This window comes from Streptomyces sp. NPDC005811 (assembly GCF_040630405.1).
GTDB lineage: Bacteria > Actinomycetota > Actinomycetes > Streptomycetales > Streptomycetaceae > Streptomyces.
Window position 1 is genome coordinate 23,829 of record NZ_JBEXXK010000061.1, and the last position, 21,957, is coordinate 45,785.

At 73.4% G+C, this 21,957-nt stretch carries 21 protein-coding genes; 15 read left to right on the forward strand and 6 right to left on the reverse strand.

What is annotated here, in order from left to right:
- Positions 1–71 precede the first annotated feature (71 nt).
- The 9 genes from ABZ490_RS43110 to ABZ490_RS43150 all read left to right on the forward strand — a co-directional run bounded on the left by ABZ490_RS43110 (position 72) and on the right by ABZ490_RS43150 (position 10,424).
- On the forward strand, positions 72–2,114 hold the full coding sequence (locus ABZ490_RS43110) for a tetratricopeptide repeat protein (protein WP_359003278.1): 2,043 nt from the start codon (positions 72–74) through the stop codon (positions 2,112–2,114).
- Between the two features lie 170 nt (positions 2,115–2,284).
- Complete coding sequence (gene ald, locus ABZ490_RS43115; protein ID WP_359003280.1) at positions 2,285–3,409, forward strand: alanine dehydrogenase; 1,125 nt, start codon at positions 2,285–2,287, stop codon at positions 3,407–3,409.
- Between the two features lie 413 nt (positions 3,410–3,822).
- On the forward strand, positions 3,823–4,959 hold the full coding sequence (locus ABZ490_RS43120) for a ParA family protein (RefSeq protein ID WP_359003282.1): 1,137 nt from the start codon (positions 3,823–3,825) through the stop codon (positions 4,957–4,959).
- Entirely contained in the window at positions 4,944–5,501 is a 558-nt protein-coding gene (locus ABZ490_RS43125; RefSeq protein WP_359003284.1) for a hypothetical protein, read from the forward strand. The genes ABZ490_RS43120 and ABZ490_RS43125 overlap by 16 nt, the downstream gene beginning before the upstream one ends.
- A gap of 18 nt (positions 5,502–5,519) precedes the next feature.
- Positions 5,520–6,755: a segregation/condensation protein A gene (locus ABZ490_RS43130; RefSeq protein ID WP_359003286.1), complete on the forward strand. Its 1,236-nt coding sequence runs from the start codon at positions 5,520–5,522 to the stop codon at positions 6,753–6,755.
- Positions 6,752–7,399 carry an SMC-Scp complex subunit ScpB gene (scpB, locus tag ABZ490_RS43135; RefSeq protein ID WP_359003288.1) on the forward strand — a complete coding sequence of 216 codons (648 nt, stop codon included), beginning with the start codon at positions 6,752–6,754 and terminating at the stop codon, positions 7,397–7,399. The genes ABZ490_RS43130 and scpB overlap by 4 nt, the downstream gene beginning before the upstream one ends.
- Positions 7,399–8,496 (forward strand): pseudouridine synthase, encoded by a 1,098-nt coding sequence (locus tag ABZ490_RS43140; RefSeq protein ID WP_359003290.1) that lies wholly within the window; start codon positions 7,399–7,401, stop codon positions 8,494–8,496. Before scpB ends, ABZ490_RS43140 begins: the two co-directional genes overlap by 1 nt.
- A gap of 180 nt (positions 8,497–8,676) precedes the next feature.
- Positions 8,677–9,405, forward strand: coding sequence for an NUDIX domain-containing protein (locus ABZ490_RS43145; RefSeq protein WP_359003292.1), 729 nt, complete (start codon positions 8,677–8,679; stop codon positions 9,403–9,405).
- On the forward strand, positions 9,402–10,424 hold the full coding sequence (locus ABZ490_RS43150; RefSeq protein ID WP_359003294.1) for an ADP-ribosylglycohydrolase family protein: 1,023 nt from the start codon (positions 9,402–9,404) through the stop codon (positions 10,422–10,424). Before ABZ490_RS43145 ends, ABZ490_RS43150 begins: the two co-directional genes overlap by 4 nt.
- Positions 10,425–10,440: 16 nt before the next feature.
- Here ABZ490_RS43150 and ABZ490_RS43155 read toward each other — a convergent pair whose 3' ends face one another.
- Complete coding sequence (locus ABZ490_RS43155) at positions 10,441–10,863, reverse strand: Rieske (2Fe-2S) protein (protein WP_359003297.1); 423 nt, start codon at positions 10,861–10,863, stop codon at positions 10,441–10,443.
- Between the two features lie 172 nt (positions 10,864–11,035).
- Here ABZ490_RS43155 and aroH point away from each other — a divergent pair, with 172 nt between their 5' ends.
- From aroH to der, 5 genes are all read left to right on the forward strand, one after another.
- The gene (gene aroH, locus ABZ490_RS43160; protein ID WP_359003299.1) at positions 11,036–11,398 is read left to right on the forward strand and encodes a chorismate mutase; all 363 of its coding nucleotides are present in this window, start codon (positions 11,036–11,038) and stop codon (positions 11,396–11,398) included.
- Positions 11,395–12,480, forward strand: a complete 1,086-nt coding sequence (locus ABZ490_RS43165; protein ID WP_359003301.1) for a prephenate dehydrogenase — start codon at positions 11,395–11,397, stop codon at positions 12,478–12,480. Before aroH ends, ABZ490_RS43165 begins: the two co-directional genes overlap by 4 nt.
- Positions 12,481–12,596: 116 nt before the next feature.
- Entirely contained in the window at positions 12,597–13,283 is a 687-nt protein-coding gene (cmk, locus tag ABZ490_RS43170) for a (d)CMP kinase (protein WP_359003303.1), read from the forward strand.
- Positions 13,241–13,951, forward strand: coding sequence for a lysophospholipid acyltransferase family protein (locus ABZ490_RS43175; protein ID WP_359003306.1), 711 nt, complete (start codon positions 13,241–13,243; stop codon positions 13,949–13,951). The genes cmk and ABZ490_RS43175 overlap by 43 nt, the downstream gene beginning before the upstream one ends.
- Positions 13,952–14,059: 108 nt before the next feature.
- Positions 14,060–15,541 carry a ribosome biogenesis GTPase Der gene (gene der, locus ABZ490_RS43180; protein ID WP_359003308.1) on the forward strand — a complete coding sequence of 494 codons (1,482 nt, stop codon included), beginning with the start codon at positions 14,060–14,062 and terminating at the stop codon, positions 15,539–15,541.
- Between the two features lie 46 nt (positions 15,542–15,587).
- Here der and ABZ490_RS43185 read toward each other — a convergent pair whose 3' ends face one another.
- Together ABZ490_RS43185 and ABZ490_RS43190 are read right to left on the reverse strand one after the other, a co-directional pair.
- Positions 15,588–15,989 carry a hypothetical protein gene (locus ABZ490_RS43185; RefSeq protein WP_359003310.1) on the reverse strand — a complete coding sequence of 134 codons (402 nt, stop codon included), beginning with the start codon at positions 15,987–15,989 and terminating at the stop codon, positions 15,588–15,590.
- A gap of 73 nt (positions 15,990–16,062) precedes the next feature.
- Positions 16,063–16,845, reverse strand: coding sequence for a hypothetical protein (locus ABZ490_RS43190; RefSeq protein ID WP_359003312.1), 783 nt, complete (start codon positions 16,843–16,845; stop codon positions 16,063–16,065).
- 517 nt (positions 16,846–17,362) lie between these two features.
- On the opposite strand from ABZ490_RS43190, the gene ABZ490_RS43195 reads away from it, so the two are divergent.
- On the forward strand, positions 17,363–18,082 hold the full coding sequence (locus ABZ490_RS43195) for a transglycosylase family protein (RefSeq protein ID WP_359003314.1): 720 nt from the start codon (positions 17,363–17,365) through the stop codon (positions 18,080–18,082).
- 67 nt (positions 18,083–18,149) lie between these two features.
- Here the strand turns inward: ABZ490_RS43195 and ABZ490_RS43200 are convergent, their stop codons facing one another.
- The 3 genes from ABZ490_RS43200 to ABZ490_RS43210 are packed head-to-tail and all read right to left on the reverse strand — an operon-like array spanning position 18,150 to position 21,942.
- Complete coding sequence (locus tag ABZ490_RS43200) at positions 18,150–18,785, reverse strand: ATP-binding cassette domain-containing protein (RefSeq protein ID WP_359003361.1); 636 nt, start codon at positions 18,783–18,785, stop codon at positions 18,150–18,152.
- Positions 18,779–21,469: an ATP-binding cassette domain-containing protein gene (locus tag ABZ490_RS43205; protein WP_359003316.1), complete on the reverse strand. Its 2,691-nt coding sequence runs from the start codon at positions 21,467–21,469 to the stop codon at positions 18,779–18,781. Before ABZ490_RS43205 ends, ABZ490_RS43200 begins: the two co-directional genes overlap by 7 nt.
- Positions 21,469–21,942, reverse strand: a complete 474-nt coding sequence (locus ABZ490_RS43210; RefSeq protein ID WP_359003318.1) for a hypothetical protein — start codon at positions 21,940–21,942, stop codon at positions 21,469–21,471. The genes ABZ490_RS43205 and ABZ490_RS43210 overlap by 1 nt, the downstream gene beginning before the upstream one ends.
- Positions 21,943–21,957 lie beyond the last annotated feature (15 nt).

A 21,957-nucleotide genomic window follows, 5' to 3' on the forward strand; every position in this document is an offset into this window, starting at 1 on the left:
AACTAGGCTCTGGAATCGTCCGATCCGGAGTCCCGGCGGGCAGGTGTGTGCGTGGGACGGGAGTGTGGCCCGTGACGGATCAGGCAGTGGACACAGGCGGCGTGCAGCTGTCCGGACACGCTGCGACACGGGATCAATTCCTAGGCAGGACCCGGGAGTTGAAAGAACTGCGCGCCGACATCGAACGCACCGGGCTGGACACCCTCACCGGGCGGAAGGCCCCCCGCGCGCGCGTGCTCCTCATCGCGGGCCGGCCCGGCTCCGGCCGCACCGCGCTCGCCGAGGAACTCGTACGGCAGGTCGCCCGCCGCTACCCCGACGGCGTCCTGCGCACCCGGCTCGCCGAACCCGACGGCACCCCCGTCCCCGTCGAGCGCGCCGCCCGTGACCTGCTCGCCGCCCTGGACCTGCCGGCCCCGGCCGGCGCCGACGAGGACGAGCTCGCGGCCACCCTGCGCGAGGCGCTCGCCGACCGGCGCGCACTGATCCTGCTGGACGACGCGACCGGCGCGGACCAGGTCGACGCACTGCTGCCGGACACCCCGGAATGCCTGCTCGTCGCCGTGTCCGCGGGCCCCCTCACCGGCATCGCGGACGTCCGCCCCTGCACCCTCGGCGGCCTGGACACCAAGTCCGCCCTCGACCTCCTCACCCGCTCCACCGGCTCGGTCCGCATCACCGTCGACCCGCGCGCGGCCGAGGGCCTGGTCGAGATCTGCCAGGGCCAGCCCGCCGCGCTGATCCTGGCCGGCGGCTGGCTCGCCGCCCGTCCCCAGGCGGCCGTCTCCGACCTCGCCAAACAGCTGCACGCCGAGGGCGACGAGGGAACCCCGCTCAGCCGGGTCTTCGGCCTCGTCCACGCCACCCTGCCCACCCCCGCCGCCCGCACCCTGCGCCTGCTCTCGCTGGCCCCGGCCGGACTGGCCGACCCGCACACCGCGGCCGCCCTCGCCGGCTGCTCGCTGAGCGCCGCCCGGACCGCCCTGGACGACCTCACCGCCCTCGGCCTGCTGCGGGCCGTGGACTCCCCGCTGCCCCAGTACGAGGTCCCGGCCGCCCTGCACCCCCTGCTGCGCGCCGCCGCCGAGGCCCAGGAACGCCCCGCCGAGCTCCAGCTGGCCCGCGCCCGGATGTTCGAGCGGACGGTACGGCTGCTGCAGTCCTGCCGGGCCGTCACCGAGCCGGACAACCCCCAGGCCCGCGAGAAACTCCAGGGCACCCCCCGCGGTCTGCGCTTCCCCACCCGGGCCGCCGCCGCCGAGTGGCTGACCGTACGCCGCCCCGCCCTGCTCGCCGCGGCCCGCGCGGCCGTCGCGGACGGCGAGCTGGACACCCTGGCCCGCCGGCTGATGTCCCAGCTGGTGCGGGCGATGGTCGCGCACTTCGGCACCCAGGAGGCAGCGCCCGACCTGTACGGCGTCCACCGGCTCGTCCTCGACGTGGCCGAGCGCCGCGACCTGCCCCGGGAGAAGGCCGCCGCCCTGCTGAACCTGGCCGACGTCGACGCCAGGACCGGACGCACGGCCGAGGCCCTGGTGCGCTACCGGGCGGCGCTGGACGCCGGACGGGCGGCGCAGGACCCGTATGCGACCGGCCGCGCGATGGAATCCGTAGGCGGCGCGCATCTGGAGCTCGGGGACTACGAACGGGCCGCCGACTGGTACGGCCGGGCCCTCGCCCAGCGCCTGGCCCGCGACGAGCGCGCGGACGCCGCCCGGCTGTACGGCCGGATCGCCACCGCGCACACCTACGCGGGCCGCTACGGCGAGGCGCAGCGGGCCTGGCGGGCCGCGGCGGCCGGGCACCGCAAGAACGGTGATGTGGCCGCCCACGCACGGGCGTTGAGCGAGCTGGCGCGGGTCCAGGAGTACGCGGGGCGGCCCGAGGAGTCGCTGCACACCTGCGAGGAGGCGCTGGAGTGGGCACGGCGCGCCGAGGACACCCGGCTCCAGGCCGCCGTACGGCTGCGCCTGGCCGACACCCTGGACCATCTCGGCGACCCGACGGCCGCGCGGCTGCACCGCGGCGAGGCCGGCCGGCTGCTGGAGGAGGCCGCCCAGGAGGACCCCCTGGCCGGGGAGCCGGGCCCACAATCGGCTGGAACACAGCCCTAACACCTGCGAAATCCGTAGTGCATCTACTAAAGATTGATGCATTGAAAGGCTAGACAGCGGGAACACCTTCATTAGACTGGCTCTGCCGCACCTTCTCCCGCGGTGTATCCCGGTGTACCCCTTGTATCCGGGTATGTACTTCTATGCCCCCACCCTCTGAGCCAAGGACCGTGATCGACGTGAAGGTCGGCATCCCCCGCGAGGTCAAGAACAACGAGTTCCGGGTGGCCATCACCCCCGCCGGTGTGCACGAGCTGGTGCGCCACGGCCACCAGGTGGTCATCGAGCGCAACGCCGGCGTCGGCTCCTCGATCACCGACGAGGAGTACGTGGCCGCCGGTGCCGCGATCCTGGAGACGGCCGACGAGGTGTGGGCCACGGCCGACCTGCTGCTGAAGGTCAAGGAGCCCGTCGCCGAGGAGTACCACCGCCTCCGCAAGGACCAGACGCTCTTCACCTACCTGCACCTGGCCGCGTCCAAGGAGTGCACGGACGCCCTGCTGGAGTCCGGCACCACCGCCATCGCCTACGAGACCGTCGAGCTCCCGAACCGCGCCCTGCCGCTGCTCGCGCCCATGTCCGAGGTCGCCGGGCGCCTCGCCCCGCAGGTCGGCGCCTACCACCTGATGCGGGCGGGCGGCGGCCGCGGTGTGCTGCCCGGCGGCGTCCCCGGCGTCCCGGCCGGCAAGGCCGTCGTCATCGGCGGCGGCGTCTCCGGCTGGAACGCGGCGCAGATCGCCATCGGCATGGGCTTCCACGTCACCCTGCTCGACAAGGACATCAACAAGCTCAAGGAAGCCGACAAGGTCTTCGGCACGAAGATCCAGACCGTCGTCTCCAACGCCTTCGAGCTGGAGAAGGCCTGCCTGGAGGCCGACCTCGTCATCGGCGCGGTCCTCGTCCCCGGCGCCAAGGCCCCCAAGCTCGTCACCAACGAGCTGGTGTCCCGCATGAAGCCCGGGAGTGTCCTTGTCGACATCGCGATCGACCAGGGCGGCTGCTTCGAGGACTCCCGCCCCACCACCCACGCCGAGCCGACCTTCCCGGTCCACGAGTCGGTCTTCTACTGCGTCGCCAACATGCCCGGCGCCGTCCCCAACACCTCCACCTACGCGCTGACCAACGCCACGCTGCCCTACATCGTCGAGCTCGCGAACCGGGGCTGGGCGGAGGCGCTGCGCCGGGACGCCGCGCTGGCCCGGGGTCTCAACACCCATGACGGCAAGGTCGTTTACCGCGAGGTGGCGGAGGCGCACGGCCTGGAGCACGTGGAGCTCGACCAGCTCCTCGGCTGAGCCCTCGTGTGAGTGCCTCGATTAAGTCACCTTTTCGCAAAGGCGATACGTCAACAAGGCGCGTCAACGGCACACGCCCGGCCGGACCTTGCCCCACAAGGTCCGGCCGGATGTGTGTATGGTCACTTTGCGGCTCTCGGTCAACTCGCCTCGAACGTAACCCTTCGACCGATTCGCGCACCGGTCGAACCTGCCGTGCGACGGCCGTACGCCCTTGACAGCGACATGTTTCATTGCCGACACATCGGGCCGGGTCCGGCGGATTGTGTTGCTGCGGACGCCCGACACGCCATAGAGTCGCCAACCGTCGGCATGGTGCCACGCTGACCTTGTCTAGAAGTTTCCTGGTCACCAAGGAGGTAAGACGACTTGTGAATGAGTCGACATTTGCTCCCGGGGGTGGTCAACCAGGAATGCCTACGCGGGACCAGGATTCCGCGGGGCTCGAGGCTGTCGGCTCCGTCGCTGTCCGAACCTTCGCAGCCCACCAGAGCCGGCTCGGCCCCCGCACGGCTCTGTCAGCACACCAGAGCATGGACGGTCATCACGTGAACGCCATGGCCGGCGACGGAAGTGGCGCGCCCCACAACCACTTCGCCGACTACGACGAACTGCCCGACGGGCACTTCTACGACCCCGACGCCGAGTACGAGCCGGACCCGGAGTACGCGGCCACCCTCGCGCCCGACGCGGCACGGCAACGCCGTGAGCGCATCGGCCCGACCGGACGCCCGCTGCCGTACTTCCCGATCCCGGGCCCGCTGACCCAGCACGGCCCCGCGACGATCATCGCGATGTGCAACCAGAAGGGCGGCGTCGGCAAGACGACGTCGACCATCAACCTGGGTGCCGCGCTCGCGGAGTACGGACGCCGGGTGCTGCTCGTCGACTTCGACCCGCAGGGCGCGCTGTCGGTCGGCCTCGGCGTCAATCCGATGGAGCTCGACCTCACGGTCTACAACCTGCTCATGGAGCGGGGCATGGCGGCCGACGAGGTGCTCCTGAAGACCGCGGTCCCCAACATGGACCTGCTGCCCTCCAACATCGACCTGTCGGCCGCCGAGGTCCAGCTGGTCTCCGAGGTCGCGCGCGAGTCGACCCTCCAGCGGGCGCTCAAGCCGCTGATGGACGACTACGACTACATCGTCATCGACTGCCAGCCCTCGCTCGGTCTGCTGACCGTGAACGCGCTGACGGCCGCGCACAAGGTGATCGTGCCGCTGGAGTGCGAGTTCTTCGCGCTGCGCGGTGTGGCCCTGCTGACCGAGACCATCGAGAAGGTCCAGGAGCGGCTCAACCCCGAGCTGGAGCTCGACGGCATCCTCGCCACGATGTACGACTCGCGCACGGTCCACAGCCGTGAGGTCCTGGCCCGTGTGGTCGAGGCCTTCGACGACCACGTCTACCACACGGTCATCGGACGCACGGTCCGCTTCCCGGAGACCACGGTCGCCGGTGAGCCGATCACCACGTACGCCTCCAACTCCGTCGGTGCCGCCGCCTACCGCCAGCTCGCCAGGGAGGTGCTCGCCCGGTGTCACGCCGAGTGAGTCTGCCGGGGGCCGACGAACTCTTCCGTACGACAGGGGGAATGGCGCTTCAGCCGTCCGCACCCCGACGCCAGGCCGGTGGCGAGGCCCGGGTGCCCGCCCCGGCCGGCGAGAGCGACGGGGTCGCCGCGGGCGAGGACGCGCCGCAGGCCGTCCCCGCCCGGGGCGGGGACGGCGAGGGCGCCGAACACGTGGCGGCCGAGGCCGACCAGACCCTCACCGGGGAGCGCCCGGCACGGCGGCCCGCCGCACCGGCGCAGGAAGGTTCTGCCTCCGCCGCCGCCGACGCCCAGGCGCGCAAGCGGGGCCGGCAGGCCGCCCGCCGGCCCAGTGGGCGCGAGCGGCACGACGAGAAGATCACCGTGTATGTGTCCGCCGAGGAACTCATGGACCTGGAGCACGCCCGGCTGGTGCTCCGCGGCGAGCACGGGCTGGCCGTGGACCGGGGACGGATCGTGCGGGAGGCGGTCGCCGTGGTGCTGGCCGACCTGGAGAGCCGCGGCGACGCCAGCATTCTCGTACGACGGCTGCGAGGCCGGTAGGGGTAGCCTGCGGGGGCCATGACCTCCGCGAACCCCTCGAACGACGCTCCCGGACCCGGCAGAGCCGGCGGCCGCCGCCGCCCGCTGGGCCGGGGACCGGGGTCGCCACCGGCCACACCGGAACCGGAGGCCGTGCCCCAGGAGCCGGAGGGCGGCGCCGCACGGGAGGCGGTCGGGCCGGAGCCCGAAGCCGCCGTACCGCAGCCCGGGGTGGTTGATCCGGAGCCGGAGGCGGTCGGGCCGGAATCCGAAGCCGCGCCCGAGCCCGAAGCCGCCGTACCGCAGCCCGGGGTGGTTGATCCGGAGCCGGAGGTGGTCGAGCGGGAGCCCGAGGCCGCAGCGGAGCCCGAAGCCTTCGCGCCGGAGCCGGAGCCGGAGGCCTCCGCACCTCGGCGCGCGGCCGTCGTGCCGGAGCCCGTGGCGGATGCGCCCGACGGGGTCTTCAAGGTGCGGCTCGCCAACTTCGAGGGGCCGTTCGATCTGCTGCTCCAGCTGATCTCCAAGCACAAGCTGGACGTCACCGAGGTCGCGCTGTCGAAGGTGACCGACGAGTTCATGGCGCACATCCGGGCCATGGGGCCGGACTGGGATCTCGATCAGACCACCGAGTTCCTCGTCGTCGCCGCCACCCTGCTCGACCTCAAGGCCGCCCGGCTGCTGCCCGCCGCAGAGGTCGAGGACGAGGCCGACCTCGCGCTGCTGGAGGCCCGCGACCTGCTGTTCGCCCGGCTGCTCCAGTACCGCGCGTACAAACAGGTCGCCGACATCTTCACGTACCGGCTCGACGTCGAGGCCCGCCGCTACCCCCGTACCGTGGGCCTCGAACCGCACCATGCCGAGCTGCTGCCCGAGGTGGTCATCAGCATCGGGGCGGAGGGGTTCGCCCGGCTCGCGGTGAAGGCGATGCAGCCCCGGCCGAAGCCGCAGGTGTACATCGACCACATCCACGCCCCGCTGGTGAGCGTGCAGGAGCAGGCCGGGATCGTCGTCGCCCGGCTGCGCGAGCTGGGCGAGGCCAGCTTCCGCACGCTCGTCGAGGACACCGACGACACCCTGACCGTCGTGGCCCGCTTCCTGGCGCTGCTGGAGCTGTACCGGGAGAAGGCGGTCGCGCTCGACCAGGAGACCGCCCTCGGCGAGCTGCTGGTGCGCTGGACCGCCGGGGACGGTGACGCCGCCCAGCCGACCGTCACCGACGAGTTCGACCGGCCGCCGGAGTTGCCCGAGGAGCCCGGGAAGGAGAAGAAGCAGTGACCGAGAGCACCGTCGCCGCGCTCGATCTCAAGGGCGCCCTGGAGGCCGTCCTGATGGTCGTGGACGAGCCCGCCACCGAGGAACACCTCGCGAAGATCGTGGAGCGCCCCCGCCGCCAGGTCGCCGACGCGCTGCGGGAACTGGCCGACGAATACACCGTGCAGGGCCGCGGCTTCGAGCTGCGGTTCGTCGCGGGCGGCTGGCGGTTCTACACGCGCGCGGAGTACGCGCCGGCGGTGGAGCGGTTCGTGCTGGACGGGCAGCAGGCCCGGCTCACCCAGGCCGCGCTGGAGACGCTCGCCGTGGTCGCCTACCGGCAGCCGGTCAGCCGCAGCCGGGTCTCCGCGGTGCGCGGAGTGAACTGCGACGGTGTGATGCGCACCCTGTTGCAGCGCGGTCTGGTCGAGGAGGCGGGCACGGAACCCGAAACAGGTGCGATCCTGTATGCGACGACGAACTACTTCCTGGAGCGGATGGGCCTGCGCGGTCTGGACGAGCTCCCGGAGCTCGCGCCCTTCCTCCCGGAGGCGGAGGCGATCGAGGCCGAGACCCAGGAAGCCGTGCCGTCGTTCGACCCGGACGCCCCGGACACGGACGACGGGCCCACGACGAAGACGACTGACACGACGACGACGGAACTTTGATGCGAAGCAGCGGTAGCGGTAGCGGTAGCGGCAAGAGCGGCGGGCGCGGTAACTACCGCGGGGCCGGCAACGGCAGGGACCAGAAGCAGGGCGGTCAGGGCGGCCAGGGCGGTTCGGGCCGCCCGCGCAGGCCCCGTCCCGAGGAGCGCCGCTACGACGTCGGCCCCTCCGCCTCCCCGGACGGCCCGAAGTCCGGGCGCGGCGGTTCCGCGCGCGGCGGCGCCAAGGGCGGCCCCAAGAAGCCCCAGCCCCAGCGCGGGCGTACGGCCCCGGGCACCTCGCGCGAGTACGAGGCACGGGCCGAGGAGCGCAACCGCGACCGGTACGCGGGCAAGCAGGACATCAAGCCGCCCAAGACCTTCCCGGGCGCCGAGCAGGAGGGCGAGCGGCTCCAGAAGGTCCTCGCGCGCGCGGGCTACGGCTCCCGCCGGGCCTGCGAGGAGCTGATCGAGCAGGCGCGGGTCGAGGTCAACGGCGAGGTCGTGCTCGAGCAGGGCAAGCGGGTCGACCCGGAGAAGGACGAGGTCAAGGTCGACGGCCTGACGGTCGCGACGCAGTCGTACCAGTTCTTCTCGTTGAACAAGCCCGCCGGTGTCGTCTCCACGATGGAGGACCCGGAGGGGCGGCAGTGCCTCGGGGACTACGTCACCAACCGCGAGACGCGGCTCTTCCACGTCGGCCGGCTCGACACCGAGACCGAGGGCGTCATCCTGCTCACCAACCACGGTGAGCTGGCGCACCGGCTGACCCACCCGAAGTACGGCGTGAAGAAGACCTACCTCGCCGCCATCGTGGGCCCGATCCCGCGCGACCTGGGCAAGAAGCTCAAGGACGGCATCCAGCTGGAGGACGGGTACGCGCGCGCGGACCACTTCCGGGTCGTCGAGCAGACCGGCAAGAACTACCTCGTCGAGGTCACCCTGCACGAGGGCCGCAAGCACATCGTGCGCCGGATGCTGGCCGAGGCGGGCTTCCCGGTCGAGAAGCTGGTGCGCACCTCCTTCGGGCCGATCACCCTGGGCGACCAGAAGTCGGGCTGGCTGCGACGGCTGTCCAACACCGAGGTCGGCATGCTGCTGAACGAGGTCGACCTCTAGAGGCGCTCTGCACGGCTGTGTGGCGGCCGGTACCGGGTTCTCCGGTACCGGCCGCTTCCGTTTGTGCGGAAGGCGGTCAGAGCGGCGCTGAGGGGTTGTGGCCCGGCGGCTCATTCTTTATAGTCGTCATGACTATTAGTCACACTGACCGTAAAGGCGACCGCGAAGGGGGCGGCGAGGGTGCAGGGCTACGACAAATACGCGCACGAACCCTTCGCCGTCACCGTCGACCTCGCCGTCCTCACCCTCCGCGAGGGCGCCCTGCACGTGCTGCTCGTCGAGCGCGGACAGGAGCCGTACGCCGGGAAGTGGGCGCTGCCGGGCGGGTTCGTACGGCCGGACGAGTCCGCCGAGACGGCCGCCCGGCGCGAACTGGCCGAGGAGACCGGCCTGGACGACGTCTCCGCGGCCTCCGGACTGCACCTGGAGCAGCTGCGCACCTACAGCGAACCCGGCCGCGACCCCCGGATGCGGGTCGTGTCCGTCGCCTTCGCCGCGCTGCTGCCCGACGCCCCCGAACCGCACGGCGGCGGCGACGCGGCCGAGGCCCGCTGGCTGCCGTACGACGACACCGGGCCGCTCGCCTTCGACCACGACCGGATCCTCGCCGACGCCCACGACCGGGTCGGCGCCAAGCTCGAGTACACCTGCCTCGCGACCTCCTTCTGCCCGCCCGAGTTCACCCTCGGCGAGCTCCAGCAGGTCTACGAGACGGTCTGGGGGACGGGGCTCGACCGTCCCAACTTCCGCCGCAAGGTGCTGGCCACACCGGGGTTCGTCGAACCGGTGCCCGGCGCCGCGCGGCTCACCGGCGGCCGGGGCAAACCGGCCGCCCTCTACCGCGCGGGCACCGCCACCGCGCTCCACCCGCCCCTGCTGCGACCGCCCCGGGAAGGACGTTCCGCATGACCACGACCACCGTGAGGAAGCGCGCCGCCACCGGCGCCCTGCTGGGCCTCGCCCTCGGGGACGCCCTCGGCTTCCCCACCGAGTTCAACGACGTCCCGTCGATCCTCGCCAAGTGCGGGCCCTGGCGGGGGATGGAACTGCCCGGGCGGGCCTTCGTCTCCGACGACACCCAGATGACCCTCGCCGTGGCCCGCGCCCTGCGCACCGCGATGGACCGCGGACTGCTGGTGCCCACCCGGCTGGAGCGGCCCCTGCGCGAGGAGTTCGTCGACTGGTACCAGTCACCCGAGAACAACCGCGCCCCCGGCCGCACCTGCCTGACCGCCTGCGAGCTGCTCAAGGACGAGAGGCGGCTGTGGCAGGACGCCAGCCAGATCGGCTCCAAGGGCTGTGGCGCCAACATGCGCGTGGCCCCCGTCGGCCTCGCCCCCGGCCTCAGCGAGGAGCAGCGCGCGGGGGCCGCCCAGTTCCAGTCGGCGCTCACCCACGGACACCCCACCGCGCTCGCCGCGTCCGACCTCACCGCCCACGCCGTACGCCTCCTCGCCCAGGGCGCCCCGCCGGCCGGCCTGGTCGGACAGCTGCGCGCGTACGCCGTCGCGAACCGCACCCGCTACCACCAGCGCTGGCTCGGCGATCTGTGGACCCGCAGCCAGGACCCGTCCGCCGAGCACTTCATGGCGCGCGGCTGGGACGAGTGCCTGGGCGTCCTGGACCGGCTGGCCGAGGCCCTGCGCGACCCGGCGCCCGAGGCCGACCCGTGCCTGGCCACGGGGGCGGGCTGGATCGCCGAGGAGGCCATGGCCACCGGGCTGCTGTGCTTCCTGCTCTTCCCCGACGAGCCGGTCACCGCGCTGCGCCGGGCCGCCTGCTCCTCCGGCGACTCCGACTCCATCGCCTGTCTGACGGGCGCCTTCGCGGGCGCGTACGCCGGCGCGGACGCCTGGCCCACGCCCTGGGCGGACCGGATCGAGTACCAGGGGGAGCTGGTGACGCTCGGCGCGCTGTGGGACCTGTGATCGGGGCGGCGGGTGATCAGGTCAGCGTGATGGAGTCGCCCTGCACCGTGATCTGCTTCTCGGGCAGCGGCTCCGTCGCCGGACCGGCCGCCACCGAACCGTCGGCGATGCGGAACTCGCTCTTGTGACACGGGCAGTTGATCGTGCCGTTCGCGACGGAGCCGACCGTGCAGCCCTGGTGGGTGCAGACCGCCGAGAAGGCCTTGAAGTCGCCCTTCGTGGGCTGGGTGACGACGACCTTCTCGGCCGTGAAGATCTTGCCGCCGCCCTCGGGGATGTCGGTGGTCTGCGCCAGCGCGCCACCGGCGGCCCCGGACTTCGTCGAGTCGGCCGCGTCCGACGACGTACCGTCGCCGCCGTTGCCGCAGCCCGTGGCCAGGGCGGCTGCCGCGCCGCCCGTCACGACGAGCACCGTGCGCCGGGAGGGGGAGAGGGTCATGTCGTCACTCCGGGGGTGCGGAAGCACGTACAGGTGCCAGCCAAGCGCGTACCGGTGCCGCCCCGCAACAGGACGCGCCGCGTCTCAGGGGGCGGGCGGAGCGCACCCGGCCCGGCGCGGGCTGACTAGGCTGGGACGCCTCACCAGCCGTACATCAGCAAGGAGCAGCGCCGTGGCGGTACGAGCGGTCCGGGGAGCCGTCCAACTGGAACGCGACGAGGCCGGACACATGGACGAGCAGGTCGGGGCCCTGCTCACCGCCGTCCTGGAACGGAACTCCCTCAGCACGGACGACCTGATCAGCATCTGGTTCACGGCCACACCCGATCTGCACAGCGACTTCCCGGCCGCCGCCGCCCGCAAGCTGGGCATCGTCGACGTACCGCTGATCTGCGCCCAGGAGCTCGCCGTCGAGGGCGCCATGCCGCGGGTCGTACGGCTCCTCGCGCATGTCGAGTCCGACCGGCCGCGCGCCGAGATCAGCCATGTCTACCTCGGCGCCGCCGCCGCCCTGCGCAAGGACATCGCCCAGTGAGGACCGCGCTCGTCATCGGAACCGGGCTGATCGGCACCTCCGCGGCCCTCGCCCTCGCCCAGCGGGGCGTCGTCGTCCACCTGGAGGACCACGACCCCGGACAGGCCCGCACCGCCGCCGCGCTCGGCGCCGGCACCGACGAGGCGCCCGACGGGCCCGTCGACCTCGCCGTGGTCGCCGCCCCGCCCGCCCATGTGGCCGCCGTGCTCGCCGACGCGATGCGCCGCGGTGTGGCCCGCGGCTACCTGGACGTGGCCAGCGTCAAGGGCGGCCCGCGCCGCGAGCTGGAGGCCCTCGGACTGGACCTGTCGGCCTACATCGGCAGCCACCCCATGTCCGGCCGTGAGAAGTCCGGCCCGCTCGCCGCCACCGGTGACCTCTTCGAGGGCCGGCCCTGGGTGCTGACCCCGACCCGGGACACCGACACCGAGGTCCTCAACCTCGCCCTGGAACTCGTCTCGCACTGCCGGGCCGTCCCCGTGGTGATGGACGCCGACGCGCACGACCGCGCCGTCGCCCTCGTCTCCCACATGCCCCACCTGGTCTCCAGCCTGGTCGCCGCCCGGCTGGAGAACGCCGAGGAGGCCGCCGTGCGGCTGTGCGGGCAGGGCATCCGGGACGTCACCCGGATCGCCGCCTCCGACCCCCGGATGTGGATCGACATCCTCTCCGCGAACCCGGGGCCGGTCGCCGACCTGCTCACCGACGTCTCCGCCGACCTGGAGGAGACCGTGCGGGCCCTGCGCGCGCTCCAGTCCTCCGACGAGGCCAAGCGCCGCGACGGCGTCGACGGCATCGAGGACGTCCTGCGCCGCGGCAACGCCGGACAGGTCCGCGTCCCCGGCAAGCACGGCGCGGCCCCGCGCGTGTACGAGGTCGTCGCGGTGCTCATCGACGACCAGCCGGGACAGCTGGCCCGGATCTTCGCGGACGCCGGGCGGGCGGGCGTCAACATCGAGGACGTACGGATCGAACACGCGACCGGACAGCAGGCGGGCCTGGTGCAGCTCATGGTCGAACCGAAGTCGGCGGCCGTTCTCGCGGCGGCGCTGAAGGAGCGGGGCTGGGCGATCCGGCAGTAGGCGGCACGGACCCCGCGGCGGCCTCGGCCGGAAGGGTGAGCCGTGCCCGGTAACCTTGTGCGGGGCGCGGTCGCGCCCCGCACACCCACCGCCTCGCACCAGGAAGGTGTCCCCCCGTGGAAAACGGCGCCGCCCAGCCCGTGATTGTCGCCATCGACGGTCCCTCCGGCACGGGCAAGTCGAGCACGTCCAAGGCCGTCGCCGCCCAGCTCGGGCTGAGCTACCTGGACACCGGCGCCCAGTACCGGGCGATCACCTGGTGGATGGTGACCAACGGGATCGACATCGAGGACCCCACGGCCATCGCCGCCGTCGCGGGCAAGGCGGAGATCGTCTCCGGCACCGACCCGGCCGACCCGACGATCACCGTCGACGGCGTGGACGTCGCCGGCCCGATCCGCACCCAGGAGGTCACCTCCCGGGTCAGCGCGGTCAGCGCGGTGCCCGAGGTGCGGGCCCGGATCACCGAGCTCCAGCGGTCGCTGGCCGCCGACGCCGAGCGCGGGATCGTCGTCGAGGGCCGGGACATCGGCACGACCGTGCTGCCCGACGCCGACCTGAAGATCTTCCTCACCGCCTCGGCGGAGGCGCGGGCCGCCCGCCGCAGCGGAGAGCTCAAGGGCGCCGACGTGGCCAGCACCCGCGAGGCGCTGATCAAGCGGGACGCGGCCGACTCCTCCCGCAAGACCTCCCCGCTCGCCAAGGCGGACGACGCCGTCGAGGTGGACACCACCGCGCTGACCCTCGCCCAGGTCATCGAGTGTGTCGTCACCCTCGTCGAGGAGAAGCGGGCCGGAAAGTGAGCGAGCCGATCCAGCTGCCCTCGGAGCGGGGCGCCGAGATCGGCCGACGCATCGGCGTCGGCCTGATGTACGGCCTGTGGCGGCCGCGCGTGCTGGGTGCCTGGAAGGTGCCCGTCAGCGGTCCCGTGATCTTCGCGCCCAACCACTCCCACAACCTCGACGGCCCGATGGTCATCGGCGTGGCGCCCCGGGCCTCGCACTTCCTCGTGAAGAAAGAGGCCTTCGTCGGCCCGGTCGGCAGCTTCATGGTCCACACCGGCCAGATCGCGGTCGACCGGGCGAGCACCGACCGCACGGCGATCGCCCGCGCCCTCGGCGTCCTGGAGAACGGCGGGGTCCTCGGCATCTTCCCCGAGGGCACCCGGGGCGAGGGCGACTTCGCCTCCCTGCGCGCCGGTCTCGCCTACTTCGCCGTACGCAGCGGGGCGCCGATCGTGCCCGTCGCGGTGCTGGGAAGTTCCGAGCGGCGCGGACGGTTGATCAAGGGGCTGCCCCCGCTGCGCTCCCGTGTCGACGTGGTCTTCGGCGACCCCTTCGAGGCGGGCGACGGCAGCGGACGGCGGACCCGCAAGGCGCTGGACGAGGCGACCGAGCGCATCCAGAAGAACCTGGCCGCCCACCTGGACCACGCACGGCGGCTCACCGGCCGCCCGCCCACGGGCGCATAAAACGCCGGGCGCCCGACCGGGTGCCGGGCGACACTGAGTAGTGGATCACACCGGAACACACGGCGTGGTCCACCGACCACCACGATGGAACGACGAGGTACGCACTTCATGAACGACCACATCCAGCCCGGCGGCCCGGACGGCGTCGCGCACGATCACGGGGCGCTCGGCGACGCCGAGTACGCGGAGTTCATGGAGCTCGCCGCGGAGGAGGGCTTCGACGTCGAGGACGTCGAGGGCGCCATCGAGGAGGCCGGACACGGCCCGCTCCCGGTGCTCGCGGTCGTCGGCCGGCCGAACGTCGGCAAGTCGACCCTCGTCAACCGGATCATCGGGCGCCGCGAGGCCGTCGTCGAGGACAAGCCCGGTGTCACCCGGGACCGCGTGACCTACGAGGCCGAGTGGGCGGGCCGCCGCTTCAAGGTCGTCGACACCGGCGGCTGGGAGCAGGACGTCCTCGGCATCGACGCCTCCGTGGCCGCCCAGGCCGAGTACGCGATCGAGGCCGCCGACGCGGTCGTCTTCGTGGTGGACGCCAAGGTCGGCGCCACCGACACCGACGAGGCCGTCGTACGGCTGCTGCGCAAGGCCGGAAAGCCCGTCGTGCTGTGCGCCAACAAGGTCGACGGGCCGAGCGGGGAGGCGGATGCCGCGTATCTGTGGTCCCTGGGCCTCGGCGAGCCGCACCCCGTCTCCGCGCTGCACGGCCGCGGCACCGGCGACATGCTGGACGCCGTCCTGGACGTGCTGCCGGACGCCCCCGAGCAGCTCTTCGGCGGCGCCGGGATCGGCGGCCCCCGCCGGATCGCCCTCATCGGCCGCCCGAACGTCGGCAAGTCCTCGCTGCTGAACAAGGTGGCGGGCGAGGAGCGCGTCGTCGTCAACGAGGTCGCCGGCACCACCCGTGACCCGGTCGACGAGCTGATCGACCTCGGCGGCGTGACCTGGAAGTTCGTCGACACCGCCGGTATCCGCAAGCGGGTCCACCTCCAGCAGGGCGCCGACTACTACGCCTCCCTGCGCACCGCCGCCGCGGTCGAGAAGGCGGAGGTGGCGGTCATCCTGATCGACGCCTCCGAGTCCATCTCGGTCCAGGACCAGCGGATCGTGACGATGGCCGTCGAGGCCGGCCGCGCGATGGTCATCGCCTACAACAAGTGGGACACCCTCGACGAGGAGCGCCGCTACTACCTGGAGCGGGAGATCGAGACCGAGTTCGGCCAGGTCGCCTGGGCGCCCCGGGTCAATGTCTCGGCGCGCACCGGACGGCACATGGAGAAGCTGGTCCCGGCGATCGAGACCGCCCTGGCCGGCTGGGAGACCCGTGTCCCCACGGGCCGCCTCAACGCCTTCCTCGGCGAGCTGGTCGCCGCCCACCCCCACCCGATCCGGGGCGGCAAGCAGCCGCGCATCCTCTTCGGCACCCAGGCGGGCACCAAGCCGCCGCGGTTCGTCCTCTTCGCCTCGGGCTTCATCGAGGCGGGCTACCGCCGCTTCATCGAGCGCCGGCTGCGCGAGGAGTTCGGCTTCGAGGGCACCCCGATCCATATCTCGGTGCGGGTGCGCGAGAAGCGCAGCAAGAAGAAGTAGGAGGCAGGAGTGAGGGGGTTCGTGACACGGTCACGAACCCCCTCACTCAGAAGCCCCGCCGGGACATCGGCGGAAGCGCCACCGGCACGGGCACCATCGCCGTGTGCTGCCGCTCCGGCTGCTGGCCGATCTGCCCGACCCGCTGCCACTGCGACTGCTGCCGGGCGCTCTGCGCGCCCGCGCTGTAGGCACTGTAGGAGTGGCTGAACGAGCCGGGACGGTACGCCGTCGGCGCCTCCGTACTGTGCGGGATGTTCCCGAAGGCGGTGAACCCCAGATCGTCCTCGCCGCTGCGGTCACCCGGCAGCGAGCGGAACGTCTTGACGTACTCGGCGTAGAGCGCGTCGTAGATCGGCGTGGCCGACGGGCCGCCCTGGGAGTCCTGGGCCGGTCGCGCGGAGGGGACCGACGGATACACGGGGCGGCGGGGAACCTCGTAGCTGTGCACGTAAGTGCAAACGACCCGTGACCTAAAGAGATGCGGTAACCGTCAGGGGCGCGGGGCCGTACCCATCTGCGGCTCAGGTCCCGGCCAACGGCATCGCCGCCCCCACCAGCTTCCCGTTCGCCGCGGCCTTGTCCAGCGCGTCCCGCAGCAGGTCCTCCCGCGGCTGCCGCCCGATCGACCCCACCGGCGCCGCGAACATCAGCACCTGCTGGTGCTTGTTGGCGGCGGCCCGCCATCCCTCCGTCACCTGGAGCGGCTGGTGCGCCTGCCACCAGGCGACCGGCTGACCGCCGTGCGCCGACGGCTGGAGCACGGCGTGCAGCTGACCCATCGCCAGCAGCACCGACCAGCCGTGCTGCACCGGCGGCACCTCGGACAGCTCGGACAGCGGCATGAAGCCCTGCTCGATCAGGAGCGGCAGGAAGTCGTCGCCGGCGCCGGTGGTGCCCGGGCGCACGATGGGCGCGGTGGGCTCGACGACCAGCGCGGGGTGCAGCTCCCCGGCGAGCAGGACGAGCCCGCTGGTCACGCCGAGCACGGCCTGCTCGGGGACGACCTTCTGCGGGTCCAGGTCGACGCTGTCGCCGCTGATGGAGCGGACGGCGCCCTGGAGCTGCTCCTCGGTGACCTGGACGACCTGCGAGGGCAGACAGGTCGCGTGGGCGAAGGCGAGGACGGCGGTCTCGTCCCCGATGAACAGGACGGTGCTGGTGCGCTCGTGCGCGGAGTCGCCCGGGGTGCGGCAGGAGGTGCAGTCGTAACTGCCCGGGGCGTTGTCTCCGGCGAGCAGCCGGTCGGCTTCTTCGTCGCCGATCTCGGCGCGTACCTCGTCGCTGACATCGAGCATGCGCGGCACGGGTGACTCCCTCGGAAGGCGGTGCGTCGGTGGGCCGGGTGGGTTCCCGGCTCATGAGATGACAACGGGGGAGCTGTGGTGGGGGTCACGCTGGCCGACTGAGTCGTTCAGAACGCCGAACACGGATGGTCACGTTCCGTGGGGAATCCGACACTCCTTGTCAAGTAACGGGATGGTCACGGGGGTTGATCCCGTGAACTGACTCACAGCGCGCCTCGACAGCTGTCCGACAAAACCCGAAATCAAGGGATGTAGTGGGTGGCCGAAATTGACTGCTACTTACGGTAACCCTCAACTGGCCTGCGGGAACAGGGATCTGGTTGATAACGGCTCGTCAGGCTCCCTAGATTGCTCCGCCGTGTGCAGCGAGCACCGCTCGGGTACGTCCACCGGCCGCGCCAAGCAGGACCAGAGGCGCAGCGACACCGCCGGCGGACGGGGCGGAGCGTGACCCCCACGTCGACACGTGGAAAGCGCCCCGCCCGGGGGAGACCCGGGTTTGCAGAGAGGGAACTTCATGTCCGAGTGTGCCGATCACTACACCCGCAAGACGCGCAAGACGGCGGTCCTCGCCGGGGCGGCACTGCTCGCCCCCCTGGGACTGCTGGCCGCGACCGGCAACGCCGCGGCGGCGGACAGCGGGGTGTGGGACCGCATCGCCCAGTGCGAGAGCGGCGGCAACTGGCACATCAACACCGGCAACGGCTACTACGGCGGACTCCAGTTCTCCGCCTCCACCTGGCGCGCCTACGGCGGCTCGGCCTACGCGGCCACCGCCGACGGGGCCAGCCGGGAGCAGCAGATCGCCGTCGCCACCAAGGTCCAGAAGTCCCAGGGCTGGGGCGCCTGGCCGGTCTGCTCGGCCCGCGCCGGAGCCACCGGCGGCGCCCCGTCGACCTCCGGCTCCTCCAGCACCAAGTCGAGCTCCAGCAAGTCCAGTTCGAGCAAGTCCAGTTCGAGCAAGTCGAGCTCCGGCACGTCGAACCGGTCCAGCACGCCGACGAACACGACGAAGTCCGGCTCGTCGCGGAGCAGTTCGTCCCAGGCGCCCGAGCGCACCACGACCGGCACCTCGCGCGGCAGCAGCCGCGGCGACTACACGGTCCGGGTCGGCGACACCCTCAGCACCATCGCCGCCGCGCACAACACCACCTGGCAGCGGCTCTACGCCGCCAACAGGACCGTCATAGGCAACGACCCGGACCTGATCCTGCCGGGCCAGCGCCTCGCGTACTGAGCGGAACGCTCCGGCCCCGCCGGACCCACGGCCCCGTCCGGACCACCCACCGGGCGGGGCCGCCGTGTCAGCGGGCGCGCCGAGCCCCTGCGCCCGCCTCCCCGGCGAACACCACGGCCCCGCGCCGCAGTTCGTACACGAAGACCCGCCGGCCGCGCAGCGCGGGCGGCAGCCGCTGCTCGGCGAGCACCACGCACGCGTCGAGCGAGGCGAGCAGGGCGTACGTCCGGGCGGCGACCGCCGGGGACATCCCCTGGGCCGGCTCGTCGACGAGGACCACGCGCGCGTGCGCCGACAGGGCGCGGCACAGGGCCACCATCCGCTGCTCACCCCCCGACAGGGTCCCGGCGCGGCGGGCGAGCAGCGGCACCAGCGGCGGGTAGAGCGCGGGGTCGGCCCCGGTCAGCTCCAGGTTCTCCCGGACCGTCAGCGAGCCGAACACCGCCCGCCGCTCCGGCACCAGGCACAGCCCCCGCCGCGCCCGCTCGAACGCGGGCATCCGGGTCACGTCCGTCCCGTCCCACACCACGGCCCCGCCCACCAGCGGTACGACCCCGGCCAGCGCCCGCAGCACCGTCGTACGGCCCGAGCCGTTGCGGCCCAGCAGGACGGTGAGGCCCGGGGCGGGGGCGGTGAGGGTGACGCCGTGCAGGGCCTCCAGCGGGCCGTACCGCACGCGCGCGTGCCGCAGCGCGATCACCAGGCCGCCCCTTCCAGGGAGTCCAGGACACGGTCGGGCGGGCCCGTGGCGACGATCCGGCCGGCCGCCATGACGTGCACGACGTCCGCGAGCCCGGCGACCAGATCGAGGTCGTGCTCGACGACGAGCAGGGCGGTGCCCTCGGCGGCCAGGGCGCGCAGGATCACGGCCAGCGCGCTCACCTCGGCCGTGTCCAGCCCGGCGGCCGGCTCGTCCAGCAGCAGCACGCGCGGGCCTCCCGCGTACGCCCGGGCCAGCTCGACCCGGCGCAGCGTGCCGGTGGGCAGCCCCGCGGCGGGCCGGGCGCGGACCGGCCCGTCCAGCCCGAACAGCGCCAGCGCCCGCTCCACCGCCTCCGGCCCGCCGAGCCGCCCCTGCTCGGCGCCCACCCGCACGTTCTCCGCCACCGTCAGCGACGGGAACACGGCGAGCTGCTGGAAGGTCCGCGCGACACCGAGCCGGGTCCGGGAGTGCGCGGGCAGCCGGGTGATGTCCCGCCCGGCGAACCGCACCTGCCCGCGGACCGGCCGCAGGGTGCCGGCCAGACAGTGGAACAGCGTGCTCTTCCCGGCGCCGTTGGGCCCGACGACGGCGGTGACCCGCCCGCCGGGAACCTCCAGCCCGACCCCGCCGAGAGCGGTGAACCCGCCGTAGCGGGCCTCCAGACCACGCGCGGTGAGGAGCGGCGGGCCCGCCGCGCGAGCGGTCCCACGGGCCCGGGACGGGGCGCTGGCCGGTGGGGCCGGTGCTGGGGTCGAGTGCGGTTCTGTGGCCGCCGGGGCCGCCGGGGTGGGGCGCGGGGCGGTGGGCGGCGAGGTCGGTGCGTGGACGGGATGCGGCGCGAGTCGGTCTCGTACCCGCGCCCCCAGAGGGGTCAGCACCGGCCTCCGACCGGCACGTGCACGCGCCCACGCCGCCCGCAGCGCCTCGTACGGCCCGTCCGGGAAGCGTCCCGTCAGGGCCGCGAGGACGCCGATCAGAGCCGCCGCCACCCCACCACGCGCGCCCGCGTCCAGACCCACCAGCAGGGCCGCCGCCGCGAGCGCGCCCAGGGTGTTGTCGGCGCCCAGGACCACCACGGCCGCGAACCAGAGCAGGCCGCGGACGGGGTCGTAGGCAGTGGCGTCGAAGGCGCGCAGGCCCATGCCGAGCAGGGCCCCGCCGAGCGCGGCCAGTGCCGCCCCCGCGACGAAGGCGAGCAGTTTCAGGGACGGCACGCGCACGCCCGCCGCCGAGGCACCCGGCTCGTGGTCCCGCATCGCCGCCAGGGCCCGCCCGGTGCGGCCCGCCCGCAGCGCCCACGTGGCCAGCAGGGCGAGGGCGAGCAGGGCCAGTTCCAGGACGTAGTAGGCGCGGTCCCCGTCGAATCCCGCGGGGCGGTCCAGGGTCAGGTCCGCGGTGGCGTACGGCTGGGCGAAGACGAAACGGCTCACGCCGACGCCGACCGCGAAGGTCGTGAGGGCCAGGGCGAGACCGTGGCGGCGGATCGCGGGCCGGCCGGTGAGCAGGCCGAGCGGGGCCACCAGGAGGACCGCCACGGCCAGGGCCGCCGGCTCGGGAAGGCGGGGGAGCCCGGGGAAGCGGCCCGCGGCCAGCAGCGCGGTGAACAGGGCGCCCAGCCCCGCGTACGCCGCCTGCCCGAGGGAGAGCTGGCCGCCGCGGCCGGTGACCACCACCAGCGACAGCAGGATCACCGCGAGGGCCGGCACCTGGACCGCGGTGTGCAGATCGGACCCCGCGAAGCCGAGCGGCAGCAGGAACAGCACCGCGGCCACCGCCCACGCTCCCGGCGGGGTCCGCACCCGGGTGCCCACCGGGGCCGGCGGCGCGTCCCGCGCGCCCCCACCCGGCAGGACGAGCGCGGCGACGAGGAGGGCGACCACGAACAGGTTCGCGCCGACCGCCTGCACCAGCGGCGCCGCCCAGCCCGACGGGTGCAGCCGGGTCAGCTGGCTCTGCGCGATCCCGATGCCCAGCGCCACCGCCACCGCGACCGGCAGACTGCGCATCCGGGCCGCCACCGCGACCGCGAGCACCTCCATCACCAGCAGCGGCAGTCCGTACGGGTCGAGCCGTACGTACGGCGCCAGCAGCACGCCCGTCACCCCGGCCGTGAAGGCGCCGAACGCCCAGCCCGCGGCCGCCACCCGGTCCGCGTCGACCCCGCCGAGCACGGCCAGCTCCCGGTCGTCGACCACCGCCCGCAGCTCCCGCCCGAAGCGCGTCCACCGGATCACCGCGCCGACCCCGGCCGCCAGCACCAGCACCACGGCGAGCTGCCCCCAGGGATCCGCCGGGACCAGCTCGGGCGCGTCGTCGCGCGCCCCCGGCCCCCACACCAGCGCCGCCCCGCCCACCAGCAGCACGAACACACCGATCGACGCCACCAGGGTGCGCGCCGGGTCGTTGCCCAGGACGGCGAGCGGACGGAAGACGAACCGTTCCAGCAGCACCCCGATCGCGGGCGCGAGGAACACCAGGGTCGCCACGGCCCCCAGCCACAGCGGCCACCCCCACTCCACGACGCACTGCCGCAGCGCGTAGGCGCAGACCATCGCGATCGCCCCGTGCGCGAAGTTGAGGACCCCGGTCGCCCGGTGGGTGACGATCAGACCGATGCCCGTGAGGGCGGCCGCGCTGCCGACCGCGAGGCCGGCGAGCGTGAGGTCGTAGGTCAGCGACGACATCAGGAGTCCGCCGCGTCCGGTTCGCAGATCGGGCACGGGTCGAGGTCGCCGCCGGCCAGCAGCCTGCCGTCCACCGGCACCGCCTCCGGCTTCCCGGCGACCAGCGGACAGTCCGCCCGGTGCCACAGCGTGCCCCCGGGCACCATCCGCAGCTCACCGCTGACCGCTACGGGCGCGGACACCGCCTCCTCCGGCGCCCCGGGCTCCTCGCCGGCGGCGACCAGGAGGCCGTAGAGCTCCTCCACGCGCGCGCCGGCGGCGGGCGCCCGGCCGGACGCCAGCAGGACGGCCCCGGCGACGATCAGCGCCGCGCCCGGCACCGTGCAGGAGGCGAGATAGGGGAGCTGCCGTGCGGTGAAGCGCTCGCCGGAGACGCCGTACCAGCCCGCGACGCACAGCACCGCGCCGGCGGCCAGCGCGACCCAGCCGGCCCACAGGACGGGGGGCACGGTCCGCAGTCGTCCTGTCCGCATCCCACGCTCCCGCCG

What these genes read in the sequence shown, in the direction of transcription:
- ABZ490_RS43210 (WP_359003318.1), bottom strand. Translation starts at nt 21,942, where the DNA reads ATGCGGACAGGACGACTGCGGACCGTGCCCCCCGTCCTGTGGGCCGGC.
- ABZ490_RS43120 (WP_359003282.1), top strand. Translation starts at nt 3,823, where the DNA reads ATGCCTACGCGGGACCAGGATTCCGCGGGGCTCGAGGCTGTCGGCTCC.
- ABZ490_RS43140 (WP_359003290.1), top strand. Translation starts at nt 7,399, where the DNA reads ATGCGAAGCAGCGGTAGCGGTAGCGGTAGCGGCAAGAGCGGCGGGCGC.
- ABZ490_RS43205 (WP_359003316.1), bottom strand. Translation starts at nt 21,469, where the DNA reads ATGTCGTCGCTGACCTACGACCTCACGCTCGCCGGCCTCGCGGTCGGC.
- der (WP_359003308.1), top strand. Translation starts at nt 14,060, where the DNA reads ATGAACGACCACATCCAGCCCGGCGGCCCGGACGGCGTCGCGCACGAT.
- ABZ490_RS43150 (WP_359003294.1), top strand. Translation starts at nt 9,402, where the DNA reads ATGACCACGACCACCGTGAGGAAGCGCGCCGCCACCGGCGCCCTGCTG.
- ABZ490_RS43155 (WP_359003297.1), bottom strand. Translation starts at nt 10,863, where the DNA reads ATGACCCTCTCCCCCTCCCGGCGCACGGTGCTCGTCGTGACGGGCGGC.
- ABZ490_RS43195 (WP_359003314.1), top strand. Translation starts at nt 17,363, where the DNA reads ATGTCCGAGTGTGCCGATCACTACACCCGCAAGACGCGCAAGACGGCG.
- ABZ490_RS43130 (WP_359003286.1), top strand. Translation starts at nt 5,520, where the DNA reads ATGACCTCCGCGAACCCCTCGAACGACGCTCCCGGACCCGGCAGAGCC.